The organism is Natronorubrum halophilum (assembly GCF_003670115.1).
Lineage (GTDB): Archaea > Halobacteriota > Halobacteria > Halobacteriales > Natrialbaceae > Natronorubrum > Natronorubrum halophilum.
On record NZ_QQTY01000002.1, the window covers coordinates 672778 to 694224 of the forward strand.

Annotated in this window: 15 protein-coding genes; 8 read left to right on the forward strand and 7 right to left on the reverse strand. The window is 61.7% G+C overall.

What is annotated here, in order from left to right; all coding sequences use genetic code 11:
- Nucleotides 1–591 precede the first annotated feature (591 nt).
- The 4 genes from DWB23_RS09380 to DWB23_RS09395 all read left to right on the forward strand — a co-directional run bounded on the left by DWB23_RS09380 (nt 592) and on the right by DWB23_RS09395 (nt 6112).
- Nucleotides 592–1992 (forward strand): nucleotide sugar dehydrogenase, encoded by a 1401-nt coding sequence (locus tag DWB23_RS09380; RefSeq protein ID WP_121742548.1) that lies wholly within the window; start codon nt 592–594, stop codon nt 1990–1992.
- A gap of 118 nt (nt 1993–2110) precedes the next feature.
- Nucleotides 2111–3175: a DUF354 domain-containing protein gene (locus tag DWB23_RS09385; protein ID WP_121742549.1), complete on the forward strand. Its 1065-nt coding sequence runs from the start codon at nt 2111–2113 to the stop codon at nt 3173–3175.
- 2 nt (nt 3176–3177) lie between these two features.
- Entirely contained in the window at nt 3178–4140 is a 963-nt protein-coding gene (locus DWB23_RS09390; RefSeq protein ID WP_121742550.1) for a glycosyltransferase, read from the forward strand.
- Nucleotides 4130–6112, forward strand: a complete 1983-nt coding sequence (locus DWB23_RS09395; protein ID WP_121742551.1) for a hypothetical protein — start codon at nt 4130–4132, stop codon at nt 6110–6112. The genes DWB23_RS09390 and DWB23_RS09395 overlap by 11 nt, the downstream gene beginning before the upstream one ends.
- 1021 nt (nt 6113–7133) lie before the next feature.
- Here DWB23_RS09395 and DWB23_RS09400 read toward each other — a convergent pair.
- Nucleotides 7134–8120, reverse strand: a complete 987-nt coding sequence (locus tag DWB23_RS09400; protein WP_121742552.1) for a DUF1616 domain-containing protein — start codon at nt 8118–8120, stop codon at nt 7134–7136.
- 388 nt (nt 8121–8508) lie between these two features.
- Here DWB23_RS09400 and DWB23_RS09405 point away from each other — a divergent pair, with 388 nt between their 5' ends.
- Nucleotides 8509–9096, forward strand: a complete 588-nt coding sequence (locus DWB23_RS09405) for a DUF7344 domain-containing protein (RefSeq protein WP_121742553.1) — start codon at nt 8509–8511, stop codon at nt 9094–9096.
- 13 nt (nt 9097–9109) lie between these two features.
- Here DWB23_RS09405 and DWB23_RS09410 read toward each other — a convergent pair whose 3' ends face one another.
- Both DWB23_RS09410 and DWB23_RS09415 read right to left on the reverse strand, forming a co-directional pair.
- Nucleotides 9110–9655: a hypothetical protein gene (locus DWB23_RS09410; protein WP_121742554.1), complete on the reverse strand. Its 546-nt coding sequence runs from the start codon at nt 9653–9655 to the stop codon at nt 9110–9112.
- Between the two features lie 168 nt (nt 9656–9823).
- Complete coding sequence (locus DWB23_RS09415; protein ID WP_121742555.1) at nt 9824–11518, reverse strand: asparagine synthase-related protein; 1695 nt, start codon at nt 11516–11518, stop codon at nt 9824–9826.
- A 228-nt stretch (nt 11519–11746) separates the two neighbouring features.
- Between DWB23_RS09415 and DWB23_RS09420 the strand changes: the two genes are divergently transcribed.
- Nucleotides 11747–13081, forward strand: coding sequence for a polysaccharide deacetylase family protein (locus tag DWB23_RS09420; protein WP_121742556.1), 1335 nt, complete (start codon nt 11747–11749; stop codon nt 13079–13081).
- A 174-nt stretch (nt 13082–13255) separates the two neighbouring features.
- Here DWB23_RS09420 and DWB23_RS09425 read toward each other — a convergent pair whose 3' ends face one another.
- The 3 genes from DWB23_RS09425 to DWB23_RS09435 form a co-directional block, all read right to left on the reverse strand.
- On the reverse strand, nt 13256–14458 hold the full coding sequence (locus tag DWB23_RS09425; RefSeq protein WP_121742557.1) for a PKD domain-containing protein: 1203 nt from the start codon (nt 14456–14458) through the stop codon (nt 13256–13258).
- A 152-nt stretch (nt 14459–14610) separates the two neighbouring features.
- The gene (locus tag DWB23_RS09430) at nt 14611–15744 is read right to left on the reverse strand and encodes a sugar-transfer associated ATP-grasp domain-containing protein (RefSeq protein ID WP_121742558.1); all 1134 of its coding nucleotides are present in this window, start codon (nt 15742–15744) and stop codon (nt 14611–14613) included.
- Between the two features lie 162 nt (nt 15745–15906).
- A complete protein-coding gene (locus DWB23_RS09435) occupies nt 15907–16905 on the reverse strand; it encodes a glycosyltransferase family 2 protein (RefSeq protein WP_121742559.1) in 999 nt (332 codons plus the stop codon).
- A gap of 192 nt (nt 16906–17097) precedes the next feature.
- Here DWB23_RS09435 and DWB23_RS09440 point away from each other — a divergent pair, with 192 nt between their 5' ends.
- Together DWB23_RS09440 and DWB23_RS09445 are read left to right on the forward strand one after the other, a co-directional pair.
- On the forward strand, nt 17098–18360 hold the full coding sequence (locus DWB23_RS09440; RefSeq protein WP_121742560.1) for a polysaccharide deacetylase family protein: 1263 nt from the start codon (nt 17098–17100) through the stop codon (nt 18358–18360).
- A gap of 64 nt (nt 18361–18424) precedes the next feature.
- Nucleotides 18425–19483, forward strand: a complete 1059-nt coding sequence (locus DWB23_RS09445) for a glycosyltransferase family 2 protein (RefSeq protein WP_121742561.1) — start codon at nt 18425–18427, stop codon at nt 19481–19483.
- A gap of 304 nt (nt 19484–19787) precedes the next feature.
- Here DWB23_RS09445 and DWB23_RS09450 read toward each other — a convergent pair whose 3' ends face one another.
- Nucleotides 19788–21410, reverse strand: a complete 1623-nt coding sequence (locus tag DWB23_RS09450) for an oligosaccharide flippase family protein (protein WP_121743067.1) — start codon at nt 21408–21410, stop codon at nt 19788–19790.
- Between the last annotated feature and the right edge of the window lie 37 nt (nt 21411–21447).

Genomic DNA, 21447 nt, shown 5'->3' on the forward strand with positions numbered 1-21447 from the left:
CCCGCCGATCAACAGAAACAACACCACGATCAGGGCCACTTCCGCGAACGCTGACGGACGGAGTAGCGACACCCAAGCTAACGGTCCACCGAATCGCTCGCCGAACGCAGGGAACGTCGATGCGATCGTGTGTGCGTCGAACTGGTGAATCGAAGCCAAAACCGTATCAGTCGAGACGGTGCTGTGAATCGACGTATGCGTGGTTTCGGCGCTGGTCTGGGAAGTGGACACCATGGGTTTCGGTTCTGAGGCGGCCGGTCCGTGGACTGAGCCACGTTGATCGTGGTTCGCCGACCGTAGCCGAATATCGGATCTACGGGGCCTTCATTATGGATCCGTATAATCCGGCTTAACAACGATTTAAACGCTCACGCCGGCGATTTCTCCATAACCGCCTGAGTCACCGGTATTCCCCCATAACGACCGGCGATTCTGTGAGATGCTACTGTTGCAACCGTTTATTCGAGCTATAGTAAACCGCCCGAGGCGACTTTGCCGATCTGAAGAACGTCCGTCGACTGCGAATCGAACAGTATCGGACAGTCACCGTCGCACTCCGCCGTGTGGCGGTCACACAACACCGTATCACCCATGACCACAACAATCAGCGACACGGAGAAGCGAGCGGACGAACGAGAGGACGAGCAGTACCCACTCCACTCGAGTGACAAAGGTACCACCCTCAGACACACCGAAGAGCAGTCCGCCCGAGAGGCGACGATCTGTGTCGTCGGGCTCGGCTACGTCGGATTACCGCTCGCGGTTGGCTTCGCACAATCGAACTACCGCGTCATCGGGTACGATGTCGACGAATCGACTGTCGACCAACTGCAGGAGGGTGTGGATACGACCGGTGACCTCTCCGACGAATCGATCCAGGACGGCGACATCTCGTATACGACCGACGCAACCGAAATCGCCGAGGCAGACTACGTCATCATCGCCGTTCCGACGCCGATCGACGAAGACGATCAGCCGGATCTGAGCTACGTCGAGAGCGCGGCGACTACCGTCGGCTCGAAGATGGAGCCCGGAACGACGGTCATCCTCGAGTCGACCGTCTACCCGGGGTCGACGCGAGAAGTCCTCATTCCGGAACTCGAGTCGGCGTCCGGGCTGTCCGCCGGAACGGACTTTTTCGTCGGCTATTCGCCCGAACGTGCGACGCCTGGCGATGCCGAACACGGGCTCAAAGACGTCGTCAAGGTCGTTGGCGGACAGACGGAAGAGGTGCTCGAGGACGTGGCCACCCTCTACGAGTCGGTCGTCGACGCGGGCGTCCATCGCGCCCCGTCGATAGAAGTCGCCGAAGCGTCCAAGGTCGTCGAAAACACCCAACGCGACCTCAACATCGCGTACGTCAACGAGCTCTCGATGGCGCTCGAGCGACTGGATATCGACGGGCAGGCGGTCCTCGAGGCTGCCGGCACGAAGTGGAACTTCCACGACTACCGGCCGGGACTGGTCGGCGGCCACTGCATCCCGGTCGACCCGTACTTCTTTACGTACCGGTCGGCCCGAGAAGGGTTCGATCCCGAACTGATGCGAATGAGTCGGAAGGTAAACGAGTCGGTCCCCGGCTACGTCGCCGACCTGACGATCAAAGCGCTCAACGAGTGTCACAAGACGCTCCGGGACAGTCGCGTGCTGGTTCTGGGACTGTCGTACAAGCCGGGCGTCGGTGACATTCGAAGTTCGAAGGTCACAAACGCCGTCGATACGCTTCAGGAGTACGATATCGATATCGAGGGATTCGACCCGTTCGCGGACAACGATGCGGTTCGAGAATCATTCGAAATCGAGGTTCAGGATCAACTCTCGTTCGAGGGCTTTGATGCCATTCTGCTCGCGACCCCGCACGCGGAGTTCGAGCAACTGGACCTCGAGGCCGTGGCAGGCGACCTCGCGGAGGATCCCGCGTTGATCGACGTGACGGGTGCCCTCGAGGAAGACGCGGCCGTCGAGGCCGGATTCGTCTACCGGAGGTTATGATGCAACTGGGTCACACACTCGACCGCCGGGACCTCGACACGATCGTGTCGGGGCTGTGGGGACCAGCGAGAGTCGTCCCTGGCCGAGACTTCGTCAGCGTCGCGGAGGTGACGTGAGGATGCAAGTTGTGATAACGATCCAGCATCCGGGACACGTCCACTTCTTTCGCCACCCCATCGACGAGCTTGAGTCCCGCGGCCACGAAGTCCACGTCTTCGCGCGCGAGAGCGACGTGGCGATCGAACTCCTCGAGGCGTACGGTATCGACCACGAGGTACTGGCCGGCGAGTCGGGATCGCTGCTCTCGCTGGCGACGGTCCAGGCGACCTACGAGATGCGACTGTTGCGTCGAGCACAGCGGATCGATCCCGACGTAATCACGGCTATCGGCGGCGTTGCCGCTGCCCACGTCGCCTCGGTGTTGGGCACGAAGAGCCTCGTCTTCTACGACACCGAGCACGCGACGCTCATCACGAAGCTCGCGTACCCGTTCGCGGACGTGATCTGTACGCCGTCGTGCTATCGGGAGGAGATCGGACCGAGCCAGGAGACCTACGACGGCTATCACGAACTCGCCTACCTCCATCCCGACCGGTTCGACCCCGACCCGTCCGTTCTCGAGGCGACCGACCTGTCGCCGTCGGACACCTTTGCCGTCGTTCGGCTCAGCAGCTGGGAGGCCTCCCACGACGTCGGCCACGGCGGGTTCGACGACCCTCGAGACCTCATCGAGAAACTCGAGGACGCGGGGGTTTCGGTCCTGCTCACGATAGAAGGGGAACCGCCGTCCGATCTCGAGTCCTACCAGTTTACGACGCCGCCGGAGAAGATGCACGACCTGCTCGCGTACGCGGACGTCGTCGTTAGCGAAGGGGCGACGACCGCCGCCGAAGCTGCGGTGCTCGGTACGCCGGCGGTTTACGTGAACCCGGCGTCCCTCGGCTACACGATCGAACTCGAGGACGAATACGGGCTGTTGTTCGGATTCAACGGGTCGGACCGCCACACTCGAGCGCTACAGAAGATCGACGATATCCTCGAGGAGCCGGACGAGACGTGGGAACGTCGTCGGAACCGCCTCCTCGAAGAGCGGATCGACGTGACCGAGTACGTCGTTCAGCGGATCGAGGCGCTCGCGCATACGCGCGCGATGAACCCAACTCCTGCAACCAATACGAGCTAACGATGAAGGTACTCCAGTTGGTCACCTCGCCGCGGCCGTTTTTCGACCAGCAGGTGTCCGTCCTCGAGGAGCGGGGCGTCGACTGCACCGTTCTCGGCGTCCCCGGAGCGCACAGCGGCGATTCGGGTCGGTCGGTGTCGGATTACGTCAAGTTCCATCCGAAGATCCTCTCAGCCGTTCGATCGACGGAGTACGATCTGGTCCACGCGAACTACGGTCTCGTCGCACCGTTCGCCCTCGCTCAACCCACCCGACCGGTGGTTGTGACGCTGTGGGGATCTGACCTGATGAGCGAGTTGGGTTGGCTTCGATCGCTCAGTCGATACGGTGCCCGCCGCTCGGACGCGGCGATCGTTCCGAGCCGAACGATGTCGCGCGCACTCGATACCGAGCACGAACTGATTCCCTTCGGCGTCGACACCGACCTGTTCAGGCCGATCCCGCGCCGGGAGGCCCGTGAGCACCTCGGTTGGGAGACCGACCGACCCGTCGCGCTCTTCCCGTACGATCGCGATCGATCCGTAAAGGACTTCCCGCGGGCTCGCCGGCTGGTCGAACGGGCCGACGCCGATATCGAACTGCGGACGATCACCGGCGTCGACCACGAGGAGATGCCCTACTACATGAGCGCGAGCGACGTCCTCCTCGTGACGTCGCGACGCGAGAGCGGCCCCATGGTCGTCAAGGAGGCCGCCGCGTGTAATCTCCCGATCGTCTCGACCGACGTCGGATTCGTCCGCGAGACGGTCGAGAACGTGACGAACTGTTTCGTCAGCGACGCCGACGGTGATCTGATCGCCGGACTCGAGACCGTCGTCGAAGCGGGCGGTCGTTCCAACGGCCGCGAAGAAATAGACGGGCTCAGCCTCGACACGCTCGGGGAAGCGCTCCTCGGCCTGTATCGACGAGTGCTCGATTCGAACGAACCGGCTGGCCAGCGAACGGGGGTAAGCCATGGGGTATAAGCGACTCTCGGAGCTGCGACCGCTACGCCTCGACACCGTCGCGGCGATCGGCGGTCTCCTGATCGCGCTGGCGCTGCTTCCGCTGCGGTTTTTCGCCTCGCAGATCTATCTCAAGACGGTTCCGATCGTTCTGGGGACCGCGTGTACGTTGTATCTCGTCTCGCTGTACCAACGGGAACACTCGAAAGCGTTCCCGAGGCTCCCCTCGGAAGTGTCGATGGCGCTTCCGAGCGTCGTCCTCGTCGGACTCTCGGCCCTCGTCCTGTTGACGGTGATCCAGGGCACGCGGACGATCGTCTTTTTCGGACTGGCGAGCGTCGTCGGGACGCTCGTGATCGGCCAGATCGTCTTCGCGAGCGAGCGGGATCTCAATCCGAAGCTGTTGTTGCTCCAGATCGTCCTCTTCGCGCTCATCTTCCGATTTACCGCGCTGTACGCGACCCCGGGATACATCGGAATCGACATCTGGACGCACGCGGAGCTGACGGAGGCGATCGTAACGGAACGGTCCGTCGGCGGAATCTCCGACGACAAACACTACGCCTCACCGTTTTATCACCTGTTAGTCGCCGCCTCGTCGCTGCTGTACGACGTTCCGCTGCGCGCCGCGTTGTATCTCTCCGTCGGAATCGTGATGCCCATCTCGGTTCTGCTCGTCTACGCGACCACGAACTTGCTCGTCTCACAGCGGTGGGCGACGCTTGCGGCCGCGCTCTTCGGCTTCGCCAACTACGTCGCGATGTGGGGGATGCATCTCATTCCGACGAGTCTGGGGTTGGTCTTCTTCCTCGCGATGTTGTACGCGTTGATCCGCGTGATGCGGATCGAGTACACGATGCGAGACTTCTCGTTGTTACTCCTGTTGAGCGTCGCCGTCATCCTTACCCACCAGGTGTCGACGTTCATCATGCTCGTGTTGTTGCTCGCGGCGTTCCTCGCGCAACTCGTCTTCGAGGTTGGCCCCCTCGGGTTAGCCCGATTCGACACGAGCGTCTTCCGAGCGAAGAAGCCGGTCAACCTCGTCGGACTCTTCGTCTTCGTCGTTGGCCTGACGATCTTCGTCTGGTCGCTGACGCCGTATCGCCAGCAGTCGTTCCTGGCGACCGTCCTGAGTTTCTTCACCGAAACGCTCGAGGAGAGCGCAGGCTTTCTCAACCTCGCGGGCGGGACGTCGGAAGAGGCCAGCGGGGCAGCCGAGGCCGCGCCGACGCTGCTCGAGCAGATCATCCCGTACGTGGATAACCTCGGCTTTCTCTTCTTGCTCGCCGCGACGTTCGCCGGCTGTCTGTACGTCGTCCACAGACGGCGTGCCGAACAGTCGGTGTTCACGCTCTTGCTGGCTGCGGCCTTCATGCTGGTGTTCGTGCTCGGATTGCCGATGTTCGGCATCAGGAACTTCATCCCGACGCGGTGGTTCGCGTTCCTCTTCGCGCCGATGGCGATCCTCGGCGCGATCGGCATTCGAACGATGGTTCGGGGACTCGAGCCGAGGATCGTCGTCTCCGTGCTCCTGGTGTTCGTCCTCATCTATCCGGGGGCGATGATATTCGCAGCCGAAAGCAACACCGATAACCCGGTCTTCAACGATCACCACGAACAGCTCGCGTACAACGAGGCCGAGCTCGCTGCGGTCGACCGGATCGGGGAGTTAACGGGTTCACCGAACGGAAGCGAGATCCGGCCCGATCAACGGTTCCACACGGATCACCCCTACCAGACGGTGATCTGGCGTACCGGTGCCTATCCGCGGTCGGGAACGGGGATCGCTGAAGTTCCCGACGGCGGCGCTGCCGACCACAACTACACGGTGTATCGGTCGACGCAGTCGACCGGTGCGACGTACTTCAACGACGCCGACGGAAACGGACGAATCAAGCAGATCTCTCAGGATCGACTCTGCAGTCCGGATCAGGCCACCATCTACACGAACGGGGACGTGACGATCTGTGCGGACTCGTCTGCATCCGGATAACGATTGGGAGAGGGCCCGTTTCGTCGGTTGATTTTCCGTGGAACTCGCAGCTACCAAGCAGCGCTCTACACACCGCCCCGCAACGATCGATCCAGTCGCTGTCGATCGGATCTGAGCGATAACGAGCCGATCGATGACACTACTCAAGGTCGTTACGAACGACGGTGAGCGACGGCTAAGAAGGTCTACGTTCCTCGCTGTCGGGACTCGTCGTCCCTGTCGTTAACTACTGCTACCATCGACGAGCGATGACCCGTTCGCGAACTGCGAAGCGTGAGCGGACCTCGAAGATCACCCAGCGGAGAACGTGGTCTCACGGGAGTCGAGCGCTTTCTCGAGTCGTGCGGACACCCCAGCCCCGCTGTCCCTCTCGGTTCCTGTAAGGAACGCTATGGAGATTCTCGGAACCCGAGGACAAAACGGGCACGACGATCCGAAAGCGGTTACGGGAGTCGCGTCAGCGGCTACGATAGCTATTCGAAATCACGGCCGGTGTTAGCTGCGGAGCCGCTCCGACGTCAGCAGTGATCGGCGCACCGCCGAACAGCCATAGCGGCGCTACCGCGATTCCCGCTACGAGTCGGATAAGCGGTCTGCGGCGACGTTCCGTCACTGAGAAGGAGGTTCGCATACCGGAGAGTAGACGAAGCAGGCGACAAAACCGCCGTGACCGTCCGTCGACCGCGATTCGAGTGCTCGGCCCGAGCAAAAGGGGTGAGCACGTCGGCAACGTGGTGAGAGAGATGCGAGCGAGAATGCACCGACGATAAGCCGGTTGCCGTTTCGGATAGCAATCGCGTACACGACGGGACGGACGACCGGCGCGACGAAAAACGAACGACAGAGCGCGTAGCCGGTCTCAGTGGTCCCGACCGTTCAGCGATTGGCTTATCGACGGGGTCGGGAAACGAAGAATCGATAGCGACGGCCGCGGCCTCACGACTCGAGGGAGCGCTCGGAAACCGCGTTCACAAACGGGAGTACAGTAGGCGGTAGTCGCGAGGCGTTCCCGCGACCACACCTACTCGAGCTCGATTGGCAGATTGATCGCACGGTATGCGTTCTCGGTTGTCGGATCCGACGGCGGATCGCCCTCGTAGAGGAGCACCGTCAGGCGGAACTCGTCGCCCTGCATCGATGGCGTGACGTTGAGCGTTTGCTGGTGCGTTTCGCCGTCAGCGACCGTTGTCGACTCTCTGACGAGTTCCTCCGTTTCGTGGACGGTCACGCCGTCATCCTCGTAGCTCACCTGCTCGAGCAGTACCACCGTCGTGTAGGTGCGCTCTTCGTTCTCCTGGTTGGTGATCGTCGTCTGCAATTCGTTGGGCTGGCCGGCAGTGTACGTCGACTCGTACATCGTATCGGTTTCGCCGGTCACGTCCTCGGTGTCGACTGAAAATTCAGTAAATCCGTCGTGTTCCGGCGAGTTGGCAACTGCAAAGCCGCCGCTCGCCACGAGAAGGATCAATGCGACAACGAGTGCGATGTTATACGGCCGCGGGTTCGTTCTCCTGAACGCGTTCTGTCGTTGCGTGAAAAACAGCGGTTCCGACGAGAGCCTCGGCACGAATCGTTGCTCCGGTGGACACCGATAGCGAGAACCGATCGCGATCAGTGATAGCGCGACGGTGAGTAACGCAATCCCGGAAAGCACCATTCCGAGCGTCAAACCCCTAGGGGTTGCGGACGCAATAAGGGCGGTCGCCGGAACGAGGGCGACACTAAACACCACTGACAGGACGAGCCGTTCGATCGTCTCGAGTCCTCCGGAAGCCAGCAGTGGATTTCCGAGTCCGGTTTTCTCCTCGTCGAACGACTGGTAGTTGTCGTTCGGTTTGTCGGGAAACATGGCCGAGACGAGCGCATACCCCGGAAGAAAGAGAACGAGCGGAATCGTTACCGCTATTCTTGTGATGCCGTCAACTCCGGAAAATACGCCGAACGTGAGGGTACCAGTGACCGCGATGACGACTGCCAGATCGAAAAACCACCAGTGGTTGTCGCTCATTTCGTGGATAATCGGTGTCAGGGTGGTTTATTATCACCCGAGTAAGCCCCGCGCAACCGGGTCGATCTGACGTCTGTCTGACCCCGATCTATAATCATCTCGATACTGGATCTGCTCTCGCCGCTTTCGATGGTCATCGACGGTTGCAAACAGCGAGATACTCACGGGTTCGTAGAGTATCTCGAGGAATATTTTCCGCCATCACTAGCGTAATAAACTTTGCACCAATACCGTATATTGCAGATAGAGAGTCCTAGAGGCGGAATTATTGGGTTATGAAATAACATAAAAAGTGATAAACTGCGATGAAACTATTGAAATCGTGTATTTCTGGGATGTGAGGACCAAACCCTTTATTACCCACTTCTGTTTAAGGGAGACTGGACCGATGAAATCGACACATATCAACTCGGAAGAACAGGATAGCCAGGAGATAGATACCGAGACGGACTGTCCTTCCGAAGCGTCTGCGTTCTCGAAAGACGAAATCTTTCATCTGCTGCAAAACGAACGCCGTCGGATGGTGCTCCGGTACCTACGCGGTACCGACGAACCCGTCCGCATGCGCGATATTGCGGAACAGGTTGCGGCCTGGGAACACGAGACCACCGTCAAAGAGCTCACGTCCACGCAGCGCCAGCGCGTTTACATTCCCCTCTATCAGTCTCACCTCTCGAAGCTCGATCAGGCAGGAATAATCGACTACCAGCAAAACCGCGGAATCGTCGAGCGAAAACCGCTCGCCGACCAGGTCGATCAGTACCTTCAGGTCGATCCGTCCATCGAATCGGTGAACGAGCAACGTAGCGACGAGGGGTGGGACGATTACTACATCGGCGCAACAGTCGTCTGTTACGTCTTCTTGCTCGGTGCAGTGATGGAACTGCCGTTTATGTCGTTCCTCTCGGGGATCGCACTGAGCGCGTTGATCCTGCTCCTCTTTACAGTGCTGACTATCAGCAGACTCATCAATTGAGAGCGTCGACGGACTAGATGAACGCCTGAAAGACCGAGATATCGAACGTCGTCGTCGCAACTGCGGCTATCACTCCGATTAGCAACATGGCAGCGATCAGTGCGATGAGCGTGTACAACACTTTCGCCCAGATTCTCCTGAGGCTGGCCAGCGAAAACCGCGACTCCGTTCTGGCATACGACGTCTGATACTCGACGAGACCGTCGTTCGTGTCGAACTCGATATCACCCGACGCGTCGAGTTCCGGAAGTCGGTCTTGATGGAGCCGTTCGTGAACGTTCGCCCAGGTATCGATCGGCGGTCGTGCCGGGTGAAGTAACTGATCCGTCACTTCATCGACGGTTGTTGGTGTCCCTACCTCGTCGAGCGCAGCTAACAGCTCGGTGTCGGACTCCGGGATAAAATTCGCCGCTCGCTGCGTATCCTCGGGATCACCCTCCTGGACGGTGTTCGGTGGGGCGTGATATATCGTAACCCCGGAAGTAGTATCCGAATTCTCGGATCGCTCCTCTGGGGAATCATCTGACGAAGAGCGAAGCCAAGACGGTGTCAGACGCATATTCCACGGTAAAACCCCTTGGCATATAAGTATTCTCACGGTTCTACAATCGCAAGCAATATATCTGGTTGTTAGCGCGGTTGCACCGATTTTTTACACAATTAACATCTGACAAATATCAAGGAAACAGACGGAAATTGGCAGCCAGCGAATGTGTTCTCTAACGTGCTATCCTACCGAGGACTCCGGCGGAGTCAACCACGGTAGCGGCTGCTTCTTCGGACCTAGCCCGCGCTCGAGCCAGCCACGAAGATCGGTAAGTCGCAGTTTATGTCTGGCCGGCAGTTGGTGGACGTACGCCATATCGGATAACAGCCGCTGGTCGAACCCGTACTGCTCGAAGAGCGTTTCACGATCCGGCCACGGGGGTTGGAACGCCGGGAGAAGCGGCGTCTTTCGACGGACGAATCCCTCGATCTCGTTGAGGAGGGTACTATCGTACGGTCGATCGGGTGGTCTGTATCGCAAGATTTCGTCGTCCAGTTGCTCACACGCTTGCAAGAAGGTGTCCGTCGTTCGGTGTGCTGGCGGCGTCTGTAGATGCCACTCGATCAGTTCGCGATCCGTCGCCAGAAACGACGTGATGAACTGATCCGAGAGGTGGTTGTGGAACGGAACCGACGGCTGGTTGGCGATCCCAACGCAGGTGAGCGTGTTCTGTATCGTCTCCGCGTGCGAGCGCCTCGAGTCGATTTCGTCGGCGAGTGCCTCCCTGACGAACGCTTCTGGATCGACGTCGAACGACGTTCGGTCGGCGAGTTCGAGGCTCGCCTCGCGGCTGTATCCGAACTTCTCGAGCAACACCTCGACCGGGTCCGGATCGGGATCGAGGCGACCGGTCGGAATGCGTTTATCGAGGACGTCGACGGTATCCTGTGCGGTAAAATGGCCCCGGAAGAAGGTGTCACTGAGGAGGCCGTGGTACATCGTGTCGACGTCGATCTCGTCCGTGTAGCCGGCGTGGTGGATGTGCAGCGATTCTTTGATCCCGTTCGAGTACCGTATCTTCGACTCGTCGGGACGGAGATACCGCTCGTCCGGCGGAAACGCGGTATGGCTCGCGCCGTACTGGTCGGCGAGCTGTTTCGCTCCCTGTACCTCCTGTGCGTTCGGTGCACCGACCGTGTAGCTGTGGTCGATATCGGTCACCTGCGAGAGGATGATCCGCGAATCGTATCCCGCCGAGAGGAGCACCCCCTTTCGTCCAGGGAGCACCGATCGCCGCTGAAGCGCTCGTTCGAGCCGATCGGCGAGCTCTCCCGCGTAGTCGAACTCGCGCGGTTGGTAGACGAAGCGATCGAGCGACTCGACTGATGCGGGCGTGAGCCGACTATCCAGCGGGAGACGATGCAGTTCCGTGATCGCCGTTTTTTCGCCGAGCGTCACACCCATGTGGAGGAACTCGAGGATTCCATTCCGGTTCACCGTCGGCTCGGTAATCGTGCGGCTGACCTCGGCGGCGTCGGTTCCGAAGACTCGAACCCCGGGTTCGTCGGTGTAGAAACACTCTCGAGATCGGACCGGATCCGTGGCGACGAACCCCCCGTCACTCGTCCCGTCGTCGAGAACGGCGACGTACGAGCCGTTGAGCGCCGATAGCGCGTCGCGTCCGTCCGTCTCGTAGCGCTCGAGGAGCCAGCGTGCGGCGTTAGCGCTGTCGTCGGGAGCGTATATCTCTCCCCAGATAACACAGTAACCGTCGTCGCTGGCGTACTGAGCGCTCCATCCTTGCGTTCCGAGATCGGCGTCCCTGATTCCGACCGTGATGGCCGGTCCAGTGAGCACCTCGTCGAACTCGTCACCGGATCTGAACCGCCCGAACGCCTCGATACCGCCGAATACGCCGAAGAGTTCCCTGTTCATGGTTGAAGAGTAGTTTGCAGACGATGTACGGTCGCGTCGTGAACCGGACGATTTCCGATCGCGATCCTCGCTCGCGTACGTCTCATTATCCTGTCTCCGGACGAGTCAACAATTACTATGGCATCGTTAAGGTCCGAAACAGCCGTACGAAAGCGGTCTTGACCGTTCACCGGTCCCGACTATAGGATCCATAATAATGGGTTCGCTGTCGGTAGTTTCGACCCGTCAATGTCACAGAAGCAACCAACGCGACGACGATTCCTCGCTCTGTCGAGTGCGGTTGGGATCGCCGGTATGGCCGGCTGTGCTGACCGACTCAACTCGGCGCTCGGCCGTTCTGACGGTGACTCCTCGGACGACCCCTCGGACGGTTCGGACGGGTCGACTGCGGCAGCGCTCGCGGACGGCGTCCCGCCGCTCGAAACCGAATACAATAGCCGAGAGCAGTACCGCCAGCCCGGAGACTCCTTCGACGATCTGAGTAACCTCGACGACTGGGAGGTCGTCCAGGGGTCGGGGGAAGCGGACCAGGACGTCGTCTTTGCGGGCGATCAGAGCCTCAAACTGCAGTCCAACGGCAGCGAGAACATCGTCGCGCAGCGATCCCTCTCGGGAGAGGACCTGACCGAGACGGACCTCTCCTTTGCGATTCGGACGACGACACCGCAGAGCCTCGCGGTCAATCTCCGACTCGTCGACCAGTTCGGGAGCGAGAAGGTGCACTCGCTCCGGGAGGTCACGTATCGAGCGCCGGACGTCGGCTGGTTCCGCTCGAGCCCCGGCGTCTTCCAACAGAGCGAGTACGAACCGGCGATGGATTCCCTCGACCGTCTCGAGATCCAGGTCCTGCACTCCATGGACGAGGCGGAGGTCTGGATCGACGACATACGCTCCCACGAGAAACCCGATCAGGGGTACGTCATGCTGACCTGGGACGACGGCAGTCTGGATTACTACGAGACGGCGTCGCCCCTGCACGACGAGTACGGATTTCAGACGGTTCAAGCTCCGATTCCACGGTGGACGGAGCAAGGTCGTGACGGAATCATGTCGGTCTCGGAACTTCAGGAGCGCCAGGACGAGGGCGATCAGATCGTCGTCCACGGCACGCACAACCCTATCCACGAGGAGGACGACGAAGAAGCAATGGAGGCTCGCCTTCGGCAGGACAAACAGTGGTACATCCAAAACGAGTTCGAGGGCGCGGATTACATCGTCTACCCGCACAACAGCTACAACAAGACCAGTCTCGAGTACACGACGGACTACCACTACTGTGGCGGCTTCAATCAGTCTGGCAACGTCAACACGACAAGCGTCTACGGCTTCGATCCGCTCGCGCTGCCGCGGACGATCGGCCACGACCTCGACATCTCGAAGCGCTGTGTCGACCTCGCCGCCGAACACAACCAGTGTACGATCTTGAACTTCCACACGTTCGAGGCGAACAACACGATGTCCGAGGGCGACTACGAGGACCTCCTCGAGCACATCGACAGCGCTGACGTCGAGGTCGTTACCTTCGACGGCCTCTGGAAGCTTCGGACGGACCAACACTACTAATTCTTCGCTACGCCCGCCGTCGACTCCTATCTCGACTCGTCGCAGGCGATTCTGCAGAGTGATGCCGGCGTTCACTCCGATAGCTACCGTGATACGTGACGGAAAAACAGCGGTGGAAACCGAATGATACGGCGTGATGTCCACGACCGAGCGCCCGAAAGCGCCGGTGACAAACTATTCCGTCGAGAGCGTGATCGAGTCGGTATCGGTCCGCCCGTCGTCGTCGACCACGCGCAGGACGACCGAGTCTCGAGCGTTCGCGCCGACCGTCACCGTAATCGTTTCACCGGTTTCGTCGAACTCACCGGTCTTGCCGACGTCCCACTCGTAGTCGACGATGTCACCGTCCGAGGCCGACGAGCACGAAGCGTTGAGTTCGATCGTCTGGCCCGACTCGAGGGCCCGTTCGTCGGCTCCCTCGGGAACCGTCTTGATCGTCGCGGTCGGCGACTCGGGTTCGTCTGCGTCGGCATCGTCGGACGCATCCTCGTCCGGTTTGTCCTCGTCAGGTTCCTCCGGCTCGTCCGGTTCCGCCTCTTCGGGCTCGTCGGGGGTGTTCCCGTCCTCGGGGAACAATCCGTCTGCAACCAGTTGCTCGGTGATTGCCAGGTGCCACTCGACGCGGGTTTCGAGGTCGACGTCGACCGAGAGCGTCTCCACCAGGAACGCGTCGGCACCCAGGTCTCGAGCGGCCTTGTGAACGAGCAGTCCCTGCGGGTCGTTGTCCGGCCTGGAGAACGGCCCAGTCTGGAACGCGCGCGTCGGATCGTCCACGTAGTTCCGAGTCACGTAGTCGGCGGTCTCCGCGGCGGCGTTGACGGCCTCGTCGTTGCTCGAGTGGAAGATCGCTTGTCCGACGCCGTCGACGGGATCGTCCGCGTAGATGCCCCTCGATTCGTGGAGATCGACGACGACATCGGGATCGTACTCGCTGATGACGGCCCAGATGGCCCGTGCGAGTTCCGTCTCCGGATCGTCGCCCTCGTGGAACTGCCGGTTGAGATCGACGCCCTCGTCGTCGGTTCGAGTCCCGCGATCGACCGCGACGGTATCCGCTCTGGGGATGGTGACGAGCGTCCCCACGTCGATCGCCCAGTCGGCGACCTCCTCTGCGGCCGCGTAGCCGGCGACTTCGTTGCCGTGGATGCCGCCGACGACGACGACCGTCGGACCGTCCGCGTCCGCAGTCGTGACGTGGACCGTCGTTTCCCGGTTCGTTCCGTCCATAATCGGGAACGAGTCTCGCGTGATACCCGCATCGTCCTCGTTCGATTCGTCGTCGTCCTGGCCGCTGACCGTGGCGATACCGATGCCCGCGAGCGCACAGCCAGCCGTAGTGGTTAGTACTGCTCTCCGCGAAATGTCATCACCTTGCATGTCAGTACGGAGTTTGAAACGGGTGATGTTTACTATCGCGAGTATAACCCAGGAACATTTTCCATTTCATTCGCGAAATGGTTAGCTCGTCGTCGATACGGCGGAATACGGCCTTTTAGCTCGCCTGCGACCGAAATCCGACGGAAGACAGGCTAACACACACCGTGTCGTTCGTAGAACTCCCGAACGCGGTCGTCCGTCAACAGCGGCCCGTGGACCTGGATCGACTTGAGACCGGGGTAGCTGTTCGCCTCGATGACCGAGAACTCCCCATCGTCGCCGGTGACGATGACGTCCCAGCCGATGTACGGCAGGAACGAGCAGGCGTCGGCCATCTCGAGTACGCCCGCTCGAATGCGGTCCCAGCCGGGAATTCGCACCCCTTCGACCGGCGTCCCGGTGTCCGGGTGGGTCGAGTGCCACCCGACGCGGTCGCCCTCGGGCGGCTGCGCACCGGGACCGAGTTCACCCGTCTCGAGGTCGATCTTCGCGGAGAGTCCGCCCTGCGTGAAGTTGTCCAAGGGGGCGGACCTCGTCGTCCCGATGCGCTGGATCGCCGCGGCGACGAACGGTTCGCCGGCCGCCTCGTCGTACATCGTGATGATTCGGAGGGTGTTCGGCGTCGACGGGTACAGGACGGCCGAGAACGAGCTCTGCGCGACGAACTCGCAGACGAGGTACTCATCGAGATCCGCGACCAGCGAACGGAGTTCCGCCTCGGTGTACTCGTCGCCGTTCACCCGGTAGCCGTCGTCGGTGTTCACACACAGGAGCACGTTGTGTCCGCCGCCGCCGTGAGCCCACTTGAGGACCAGTCGGTTCTCGTCCTCAAGTCGGTCGACGACTCGCTCGCCGGCGTCGTACGTTTCCGGCGCCTTCTCGCCGCCGGAACCGACCGCCGCCGTGGTGCTCGACCCGCCGTCCGTCAGCGGGAGATGGGACTCCGTCGCGTCGACCGAGTGGTACGTACCATCACGGACCATTCCGTAGACGGTCATTCGCCTGTCGTCGAACGGCTGCATCACCCGGTGAAAGAGGAGCTTGTTCGACAGCGCGACCGACCACGTTCCGTTAATCTTCTTCGTCCGCACGTACCGTTGATAGTCGCTCACGTAGTCCTGTGCCGTGGACTCCTCGAGGTCGTACACGGCGTCGGATTGGCTCACGAAGCCGCGACGCCAGAGCCAGAGCCGACGACGGAGCGATCGTGAAGCCGTCGACTCGCGTTCGGCCGCTGTGAATCCCTGCACTCCCCTGGCGGTGTGGTAGAGCGATCGGACGTTCATAGCCGATCCTGCCGTCCGGATCGTGTTAGTTACCGATCGGTAAAGATCGTTTCAGGTATGAGAGCGACGGGAGGGCGACGAGGTGGGGACGGATCCGCGAGGTGCCCTTGAGCGTTCGCCGACCGGTGCCGCCGGTGCGTTGCCCACCCGGTTGAAGCGCAGCTACTCGGTGAGAACGCGACGGGCGATCGAATACCGCCCCAGAACGGCCAGAACGGTCACGAGTGCGAGGACCGCAATCATTGCGACGATCGGAACCGGGCGACGCCGGACGCCGGTGCCGGCAGCCCAGCAGACGCCGGGAACATGTCGCGGCGACACCGACGCCTTTCGGCCGTGCCACGCGCCCCGCAGGAGACGCCCTTCGGCGAAGTACCGCTTCGCGAGGAGCAGTTCGTGCGTCGATCGAATGTCGTATCCCTCGGCCTCGAAGCGATCGACCGTTTCGTCGTACGCCGACAGGTACTGCTCGTCGGCGTCCCGGACGACGTCGGCCGGCGGGTGTCCCGTCTCCTCGCGGACGACGAGTTCCTCGTCGACGTACGCGAGTTTGCCAGCCTCGAGCACGCGCAGACAGAACTCGGGATCCTGGAACCGGTCGAGTTGTTCGTCGAATCCACCGATCTCGCTCGCGACGTCGGTTCGGACGAGCAGCGTCGAACCGGCCCCCGGTTGGACGTTGTCCGCCAGGATTTCGCCGATCAGTTCCTCACCCCCTTCCCTCGCGGGCTCCTCGTCCTCGCGAGCGAGCACGGCTGCGACGGCCGATCGGAGCCTGCCGCTCGCTCCCGACAGTTCGTACGCCGAGTCGCAGTACGCGCCGACCCACTCGCTCGAGCGATCCTCGAGGACGGCGAGTTGGCGCTCGAGTTTCTCGGGACGCCACTCGTCGTCCGAGTCGAGGAAGGCGACGTACTCGCCGCGGGCGTGTTCGATGCCCGTGTTCCGAGCGACGTTCGCCCCCTGGTTCGTCGCGTGGATGACCGGCCGAACTCGGGGATCGTCGTATCCGGCCAGTACCGAATCGGTGTCGTCGGTCGAGCCGTCGTCGACGACGACGACCTCCAGGTCGTCGACCGTTTGCTCGAGTGCGCTGTCGATCGCGCGAGGAAGCGTCGCCGCTCTGTTGTACGTCGGAATGATGACGCTGATACGAGTCATTTTTCGGTAGTAGTCGCTCGGATGGGATTATTATCGCGTGGGTAAACGCCGCGTCAGCGCACGTTCCCGCTTGCAGCGAGACGAGTTCTCGACGAGAGCAACACGAAACGACCCGATCACTACGCCCTGAGTGGGTGGCACCTCCTTCTAATAACTGTATAAGAAAGACCGAACGATTCGTGGCCGGTGTTAATGACGAACCGAAACCGACGAACGTTCATAACTACGGTTGCAGCGACCGGAACGCTCGGACTCGCCGGGTGCCTCTCGAGCATCCGCGAGTGGCGCGGCGGGGACGAGAAGTCGCCGTCTCAGCCGGGCGACGAGGACGACGAACCCGAGCCGAGCGATCTGCCCGATCTCCCCGGGGAGTCGATCGAGACTTTCGAGAACCTCGATGAGTGGGCATCGCTGATCGACGCCGGGGCGCTCGAGGCCGGAACGGACGATCCCTACGCGGGCTCTCAGTCCGCCCACCTCACAGCGGACGAGGAGACCGACTACGCGGCGATCTACAGGACGATCTCCGATGGGATGGACCTGCGGGATTCGAACCTCTCGCTCGCCGTCTCCTTCACCGGCCGCGACCAACTACGGCTCACCCTCGAGTTGTTCGCACCGAACTCGCGTAACGTGTACACGATGCGCCGGACGCTTACCGGACCCACCGACCGCTGGGTCCGCGTCGACTTCGGGACGACTCGCGTCGAAACCCAACCCGATCTCTCGGACGTTCGCGAGATTCGCCTGACAGCGCGGCGGCGCGGCAATCAAACCGGTTCGATCGACTGCCGAGTCGACGACCTCCGCACCGTCGACCGGCCCGAGACGGGACGGGTCATGTTGCTGTTCGACGGGACGCTCGAGAGCCACCGCACGAACGCGTTCGAGCGCATGCAAGAGTACGGCTTTTCGGGCGTCGAGGCAGTCATCCCCGAGGCCGTCGGTGAGCAGGGGAGGCTTACGATCGACGCGCTCAGCGAACTTGACGACGCCGGATGGGACATGGCGGCCCGTCCGCGAACGGGCGCACAATCCATCCACGAGTTCTCACCCGAAGAGCAAGAGGGGATGATCAGACGGACGAAAGCGTACCTCGAGAACCGCGGCTTCGCCGACGGTGCGAAACACTTCGTCACGCCCCGGAACGTGCTCGGGTCGGACACCATCGATCTCGTCAGGGAGTACCACGAGCAAGCGTTCCGGTTCGGCGGCGGTCCGAACGGCGTGCCGTTTACGGATCCCCACAACGTGGGATTCTTCTCCGGCGACGCGGGAGCGGAAACGGAGAGGTACGTCGATTACGCCGCCGAGTACGGCCAGCTCGCGGTGTTGCACTTCGAGTACATCGGGCAAGAGGGGCTGTCCGAACGAGCGTTCGATGACCTGCTCGAGTACATCGACGACGCCGACGTCGAGGTCGTCACCGCGACGGAACTGCTGGAGGGGTCATGACGGTGCGTACTCCCGACGCCGACACACCGGCTATCGAACGCGTTGACACGACGGAGGTGAGCTAATGTATCGAGACACTACCGTCGGCGTCGTGATGCCCGCCTACAACGAGGAGGGATTCGTCGGCGACGTGATCCGCGAGATGCCCGACTACGTCGATCGAATCTACGCGATCGACGATCAGTCGACGGACGGCACCTGGGAGGCGATTCACGAGGCGGCTCGCGAGGACGCGAGTTCGACGCCGACCGGCGACGTGGCGGGCGAAACCCAACTCGTGGCCGACGGCGGTGTGTCCACGCTCGCCGAGCGAGCGTCGGTCCTCGATAGCATCGGCCGCGTCGTCCCGATTCAACACCGTACGAATCTCGGTGCCGGCGGGGCGATCAAGACCGGCTACCTCGCCGCGCTCGAGGACGGCGTCGACGCGACGGTCACCGTCGACGCGGACGGGCAGATGGACCTCTCCCAGATGCCGCGGCTGCTCGATCCGATCGTCGACGGGAACGCCGACTACGCGAAGGGGAACCGACTCCTCTCGAAGGAGTATCGGGCGGCGATGCCCCGATTCCGGTTCGTCGGCAACGCGATCCTCTCGTTCCTGACGAAGATCGCCTCGGGCTACTGGAAGACCATGGACCCCCAGAACGGCTACACGGCCATCTCTCACGACGCGCTCGAGGCGATCGACGTCGACAACCTCTATGAGTACTACGGCTACTGCAACGACCTGCTGGTGAAGTTAAACGTCCAGGACATGCGCGTCGCCGACGTCGCGATGCCGGCCGTCTACGGCGACGAGGAGTCGAGCATCGAGTACTCCAGTTACATTCCGAAGGTCTCGACGATGCTGCTCGGGAACTTCCTGTGGCGGCTGAAGGCGAAGTACCTCGTCCTGGATTTCCACCCGCTCGCGCTGTTTTATTTCGTCGGGGCCGGGATGGCCGCGACGGGCGTACTCGGTGCGGGTCTGTCGGTGATCGCCGTCCTCGCGGGTCTTGGCTCCGCGTTCGTTCAGGGGTCGGCGAGCCTGTTGCTGTTCGTCGCCGGCATCACGCTGCTCCTGTTCGCGATGCTGTTCGACATGGCCGAGAGCGAACACCTCGAGAGCCAGGTGGAGTAACGTTCGCGTTCGTCGTAACGGCGAGCGTCCGACGACGGTCGCCGAGTTCGAGACTCGCGGTTCGAGACGTTTTTTCGCCGATGTGCTCCGCGTTCCGTCGTCAGTGCCCGTGGACCCGCCGTCGAGCCCGCTAACGAGGGCGTTGCGGTTAATTCTCCTCCAAGACTATCGCGCGCGAGATGCGCCAGTACCGACGTCTCAGGACACTCCTCGGGACGATCCATACGTCCCGAGACGCCGATCGGTCCCCTTGCTAACCGGACATCGAAGGGTGGGAAAACGAGACGGTCCGCCGAGCGCGGTCTTAGATCTCGGGACCCAGTATTCCGAGGGCGATTCCGGAGGCGAACAGCGCGATCCCGGCAGCGAGGAGCAGCGTCTGTATCCAGCTTCGCGACGATTGGTCGTTCGTCCTCGCCTCGAGGCGCTCGTAGATCTCGTTCGCCCTCGAGCCGATCGGATCGGGGAATATCGACAGGATCTCGAACGGCTCCGCCGAGTCGAGAGCGCCGACGAAAATCGCGAAGGCGACGAAAACCAGGAACCCGACGGGCGGGACGATTGCGAGGGCGAGCCACTGATTCGTGATCACCGACGCGAGGGAGACGATGGGAATGCCGGCGAGGATAGCCGCGATCGCACCGCGACCGAGTCGCGCATCCGCGAGCGGATCGAATCCGATGACTCGAGCGCTCACGCAGTGGAAGGCGAACATCGATCCGTAGCCGATGCTGGTCGCGACGGCCGCGCCGCTCATCCCGTACCGCGGGATCAACACGGCGTTGAGGATGACGTTGATCACGGCTGCGATGCCGGTCGCTGCGACCGGGTACCGGAGGGTTCCGTTCCCCTGTGAAATGGCGAGGATCGGTCTGGCGAGTGCGAACCCGAGCGCTCCGGGGAGCAACAACAACAGCGGCTCGATCGCTGGTTTCGCTTCGGCACCGAAGTATACCGGCACGGCGACATCGGCCAGCGCCGCGAGACCGACGGCCATGATGGCGGTCACGAGGAACGTGTATCGCGTCGTCCGCGATGCGAGCTCCGTAATCTTTCGATGACGGTTCTGGGACCACAGCTCCGACGTGGAGTGAACGTACACCGTCTGGAGGGCGATCGGAACGAACCAGAGGAACTCGGCGAGCGTGAGCGCCGCCCGGTAGTTCCCGACCGACGCGCTGTCCCTGAACTGCTGGAGCATCACGATGTCGATGTGGTAGAGCGACATCAGCAGGAAGACGAGGACGATACTCATCGAGTTGAACGTGAACATCTCTCGGCGCGGAAAGTCGCTGGTCGGCTTGCTGAACACGCACGACAACGGGATCCGACGATTGACGAGGGCGAGTCCGACGGCGGCCACGAGTATGCTCGCGAACAGGTGACCCGCGAGGGCACCTAATACGCCGGCACCGAAGTACACGAGCGGAATCGAGACGACGACGAAGCCGACCTTATCGAGTACCTTCAGCGGCTCCGAATAGCGCTCGAGGCCGAATCCCATGAGCGTCTTCCGGGCGTAGTCGCGAAACTGTGCGGTGATCACGAGGAGCGTGAGGGCGTAGAAGTAGATCGACAACCCGTCACCGAACACGGAGCTGACGATCCCGGATTGGGCGGCGATCAGGAGCAACACCGCGCCACCGACGGCGAGGATGGCGGCGAGTCGGAAGTAAAAGCCGACGACGTGCTCGCTCCAGTTCGCCGCGGTACGGTCCTCGGCGAGAAATTTCCGGACGCCATCGGTAATGCCGGAGCTGACGAAGATCATGTAGATGGCAAACACCGACATCAGGAACGAGTAGTCGCCGAAGCCGGAGGCACCGAGAAATCGGTACAGCAACGGCATCGAGACGGCGGTGACGACGAGAACGACGACCTTCGTACTGACGACGGAGAAGACACCGCTCGCGATACTTCTATTCACGGTTTCACCCATGGACGATCGAACCACCGATCGGTTC

Coding starts and splice junctions, on each gene's coding strand:
- DWB23_RS09385 (WP_121742549.1), top strand. CDS start 2,111: ATGCAAGTTGTGATAACGATCCAGCATCCGGGACACGTCCACTTCTTT.
- DWB23_RS09410 (WP_121742554.1), bottom strand. CDS start 9,655: ATGCGTCTGACACCGTCTTGGCTTCGCTCTTCGTCAGATGATTCCCCA.
- DWB23_RS09440 (WP_121742560.1), top strand. CDS start 17,098: ATGACGAACCGAAACCGACGAACGTTCATAACTACGGTTGCAGCGACC.
- DWB23_RS09380 (WP_121742548.1), top strand. CDS start 592: ATGACCACAACAATCAGCGACACGGAGAAGCGAGCGGACGAACGAGAG.
- DWB23_RS09435 (WP_121742559.1), bottom strand. CDS start 16,905: ATGACTCGTATCAGCGTCATCATTCCGACGTACAACAGAGCGGCGACG.
- DWB23_RS09405 (WP_121742553.1), top strand. CDS start 8,509: ATGAAATCGACACATATCAACTCGGAAGAACAGGATAGCCAGGAGATA.
- DWB23_RS09390 (WP_121742550.1), top strand. CDS start 3,178: ATGAAGGTACTCCAGTTGGTCACCTCGCCGCGGCCGTTTTTCGACCAG.
- DWB23_RS09425 (WP_121742557.1), bottom strand. CDS start 14,458: ATGCAAGGTGATGACATTTCGCGGAGAGCAGTACTAACCACTACGGCT.
- DWB23_RS09395 (WP_121742551.1), top strand. CDS start 4,130: ATGGGGTATAAGCGACTCTCGGAGCTGCGACCGCTACGCCTCGACACC.
- DWB23_RS09415 (WP_121742555.1), bottom strand. CDS start 11,518: ATGAACAGGGAACTCTTCGGCGTATTCGGCGGTATCGAGGCGTTCGGG.
- DWB23_RS09430 (WP_121742558.1), bottom strand. CDS start 15,744: ATGAACGTCCGATCGCTCTACCACACCGCCAGGGGAGTGCAGGGATTC.
- DWB23_RS09445 (WP_121742561.1), top strand. CDS start 18,425: ATGTATCGAGACACTACCGTCGGCGTCGTGATGCCCGCCTACAACGAG.
- DWB23_RS09420 (WP_121742556.1), top strand. CDS start 11,747: ATGTCACAGAAGCAACCAACGCGACGACGATTCCTCGCTCTGTCGAGT.
- DWB23_RS09400 (WP_121742552.1), bottom strand. CDS start 8,120: ATGAGCGACAACCACTGGTGGTTTTTCGATCTGGCAGTCGTCATCGCG.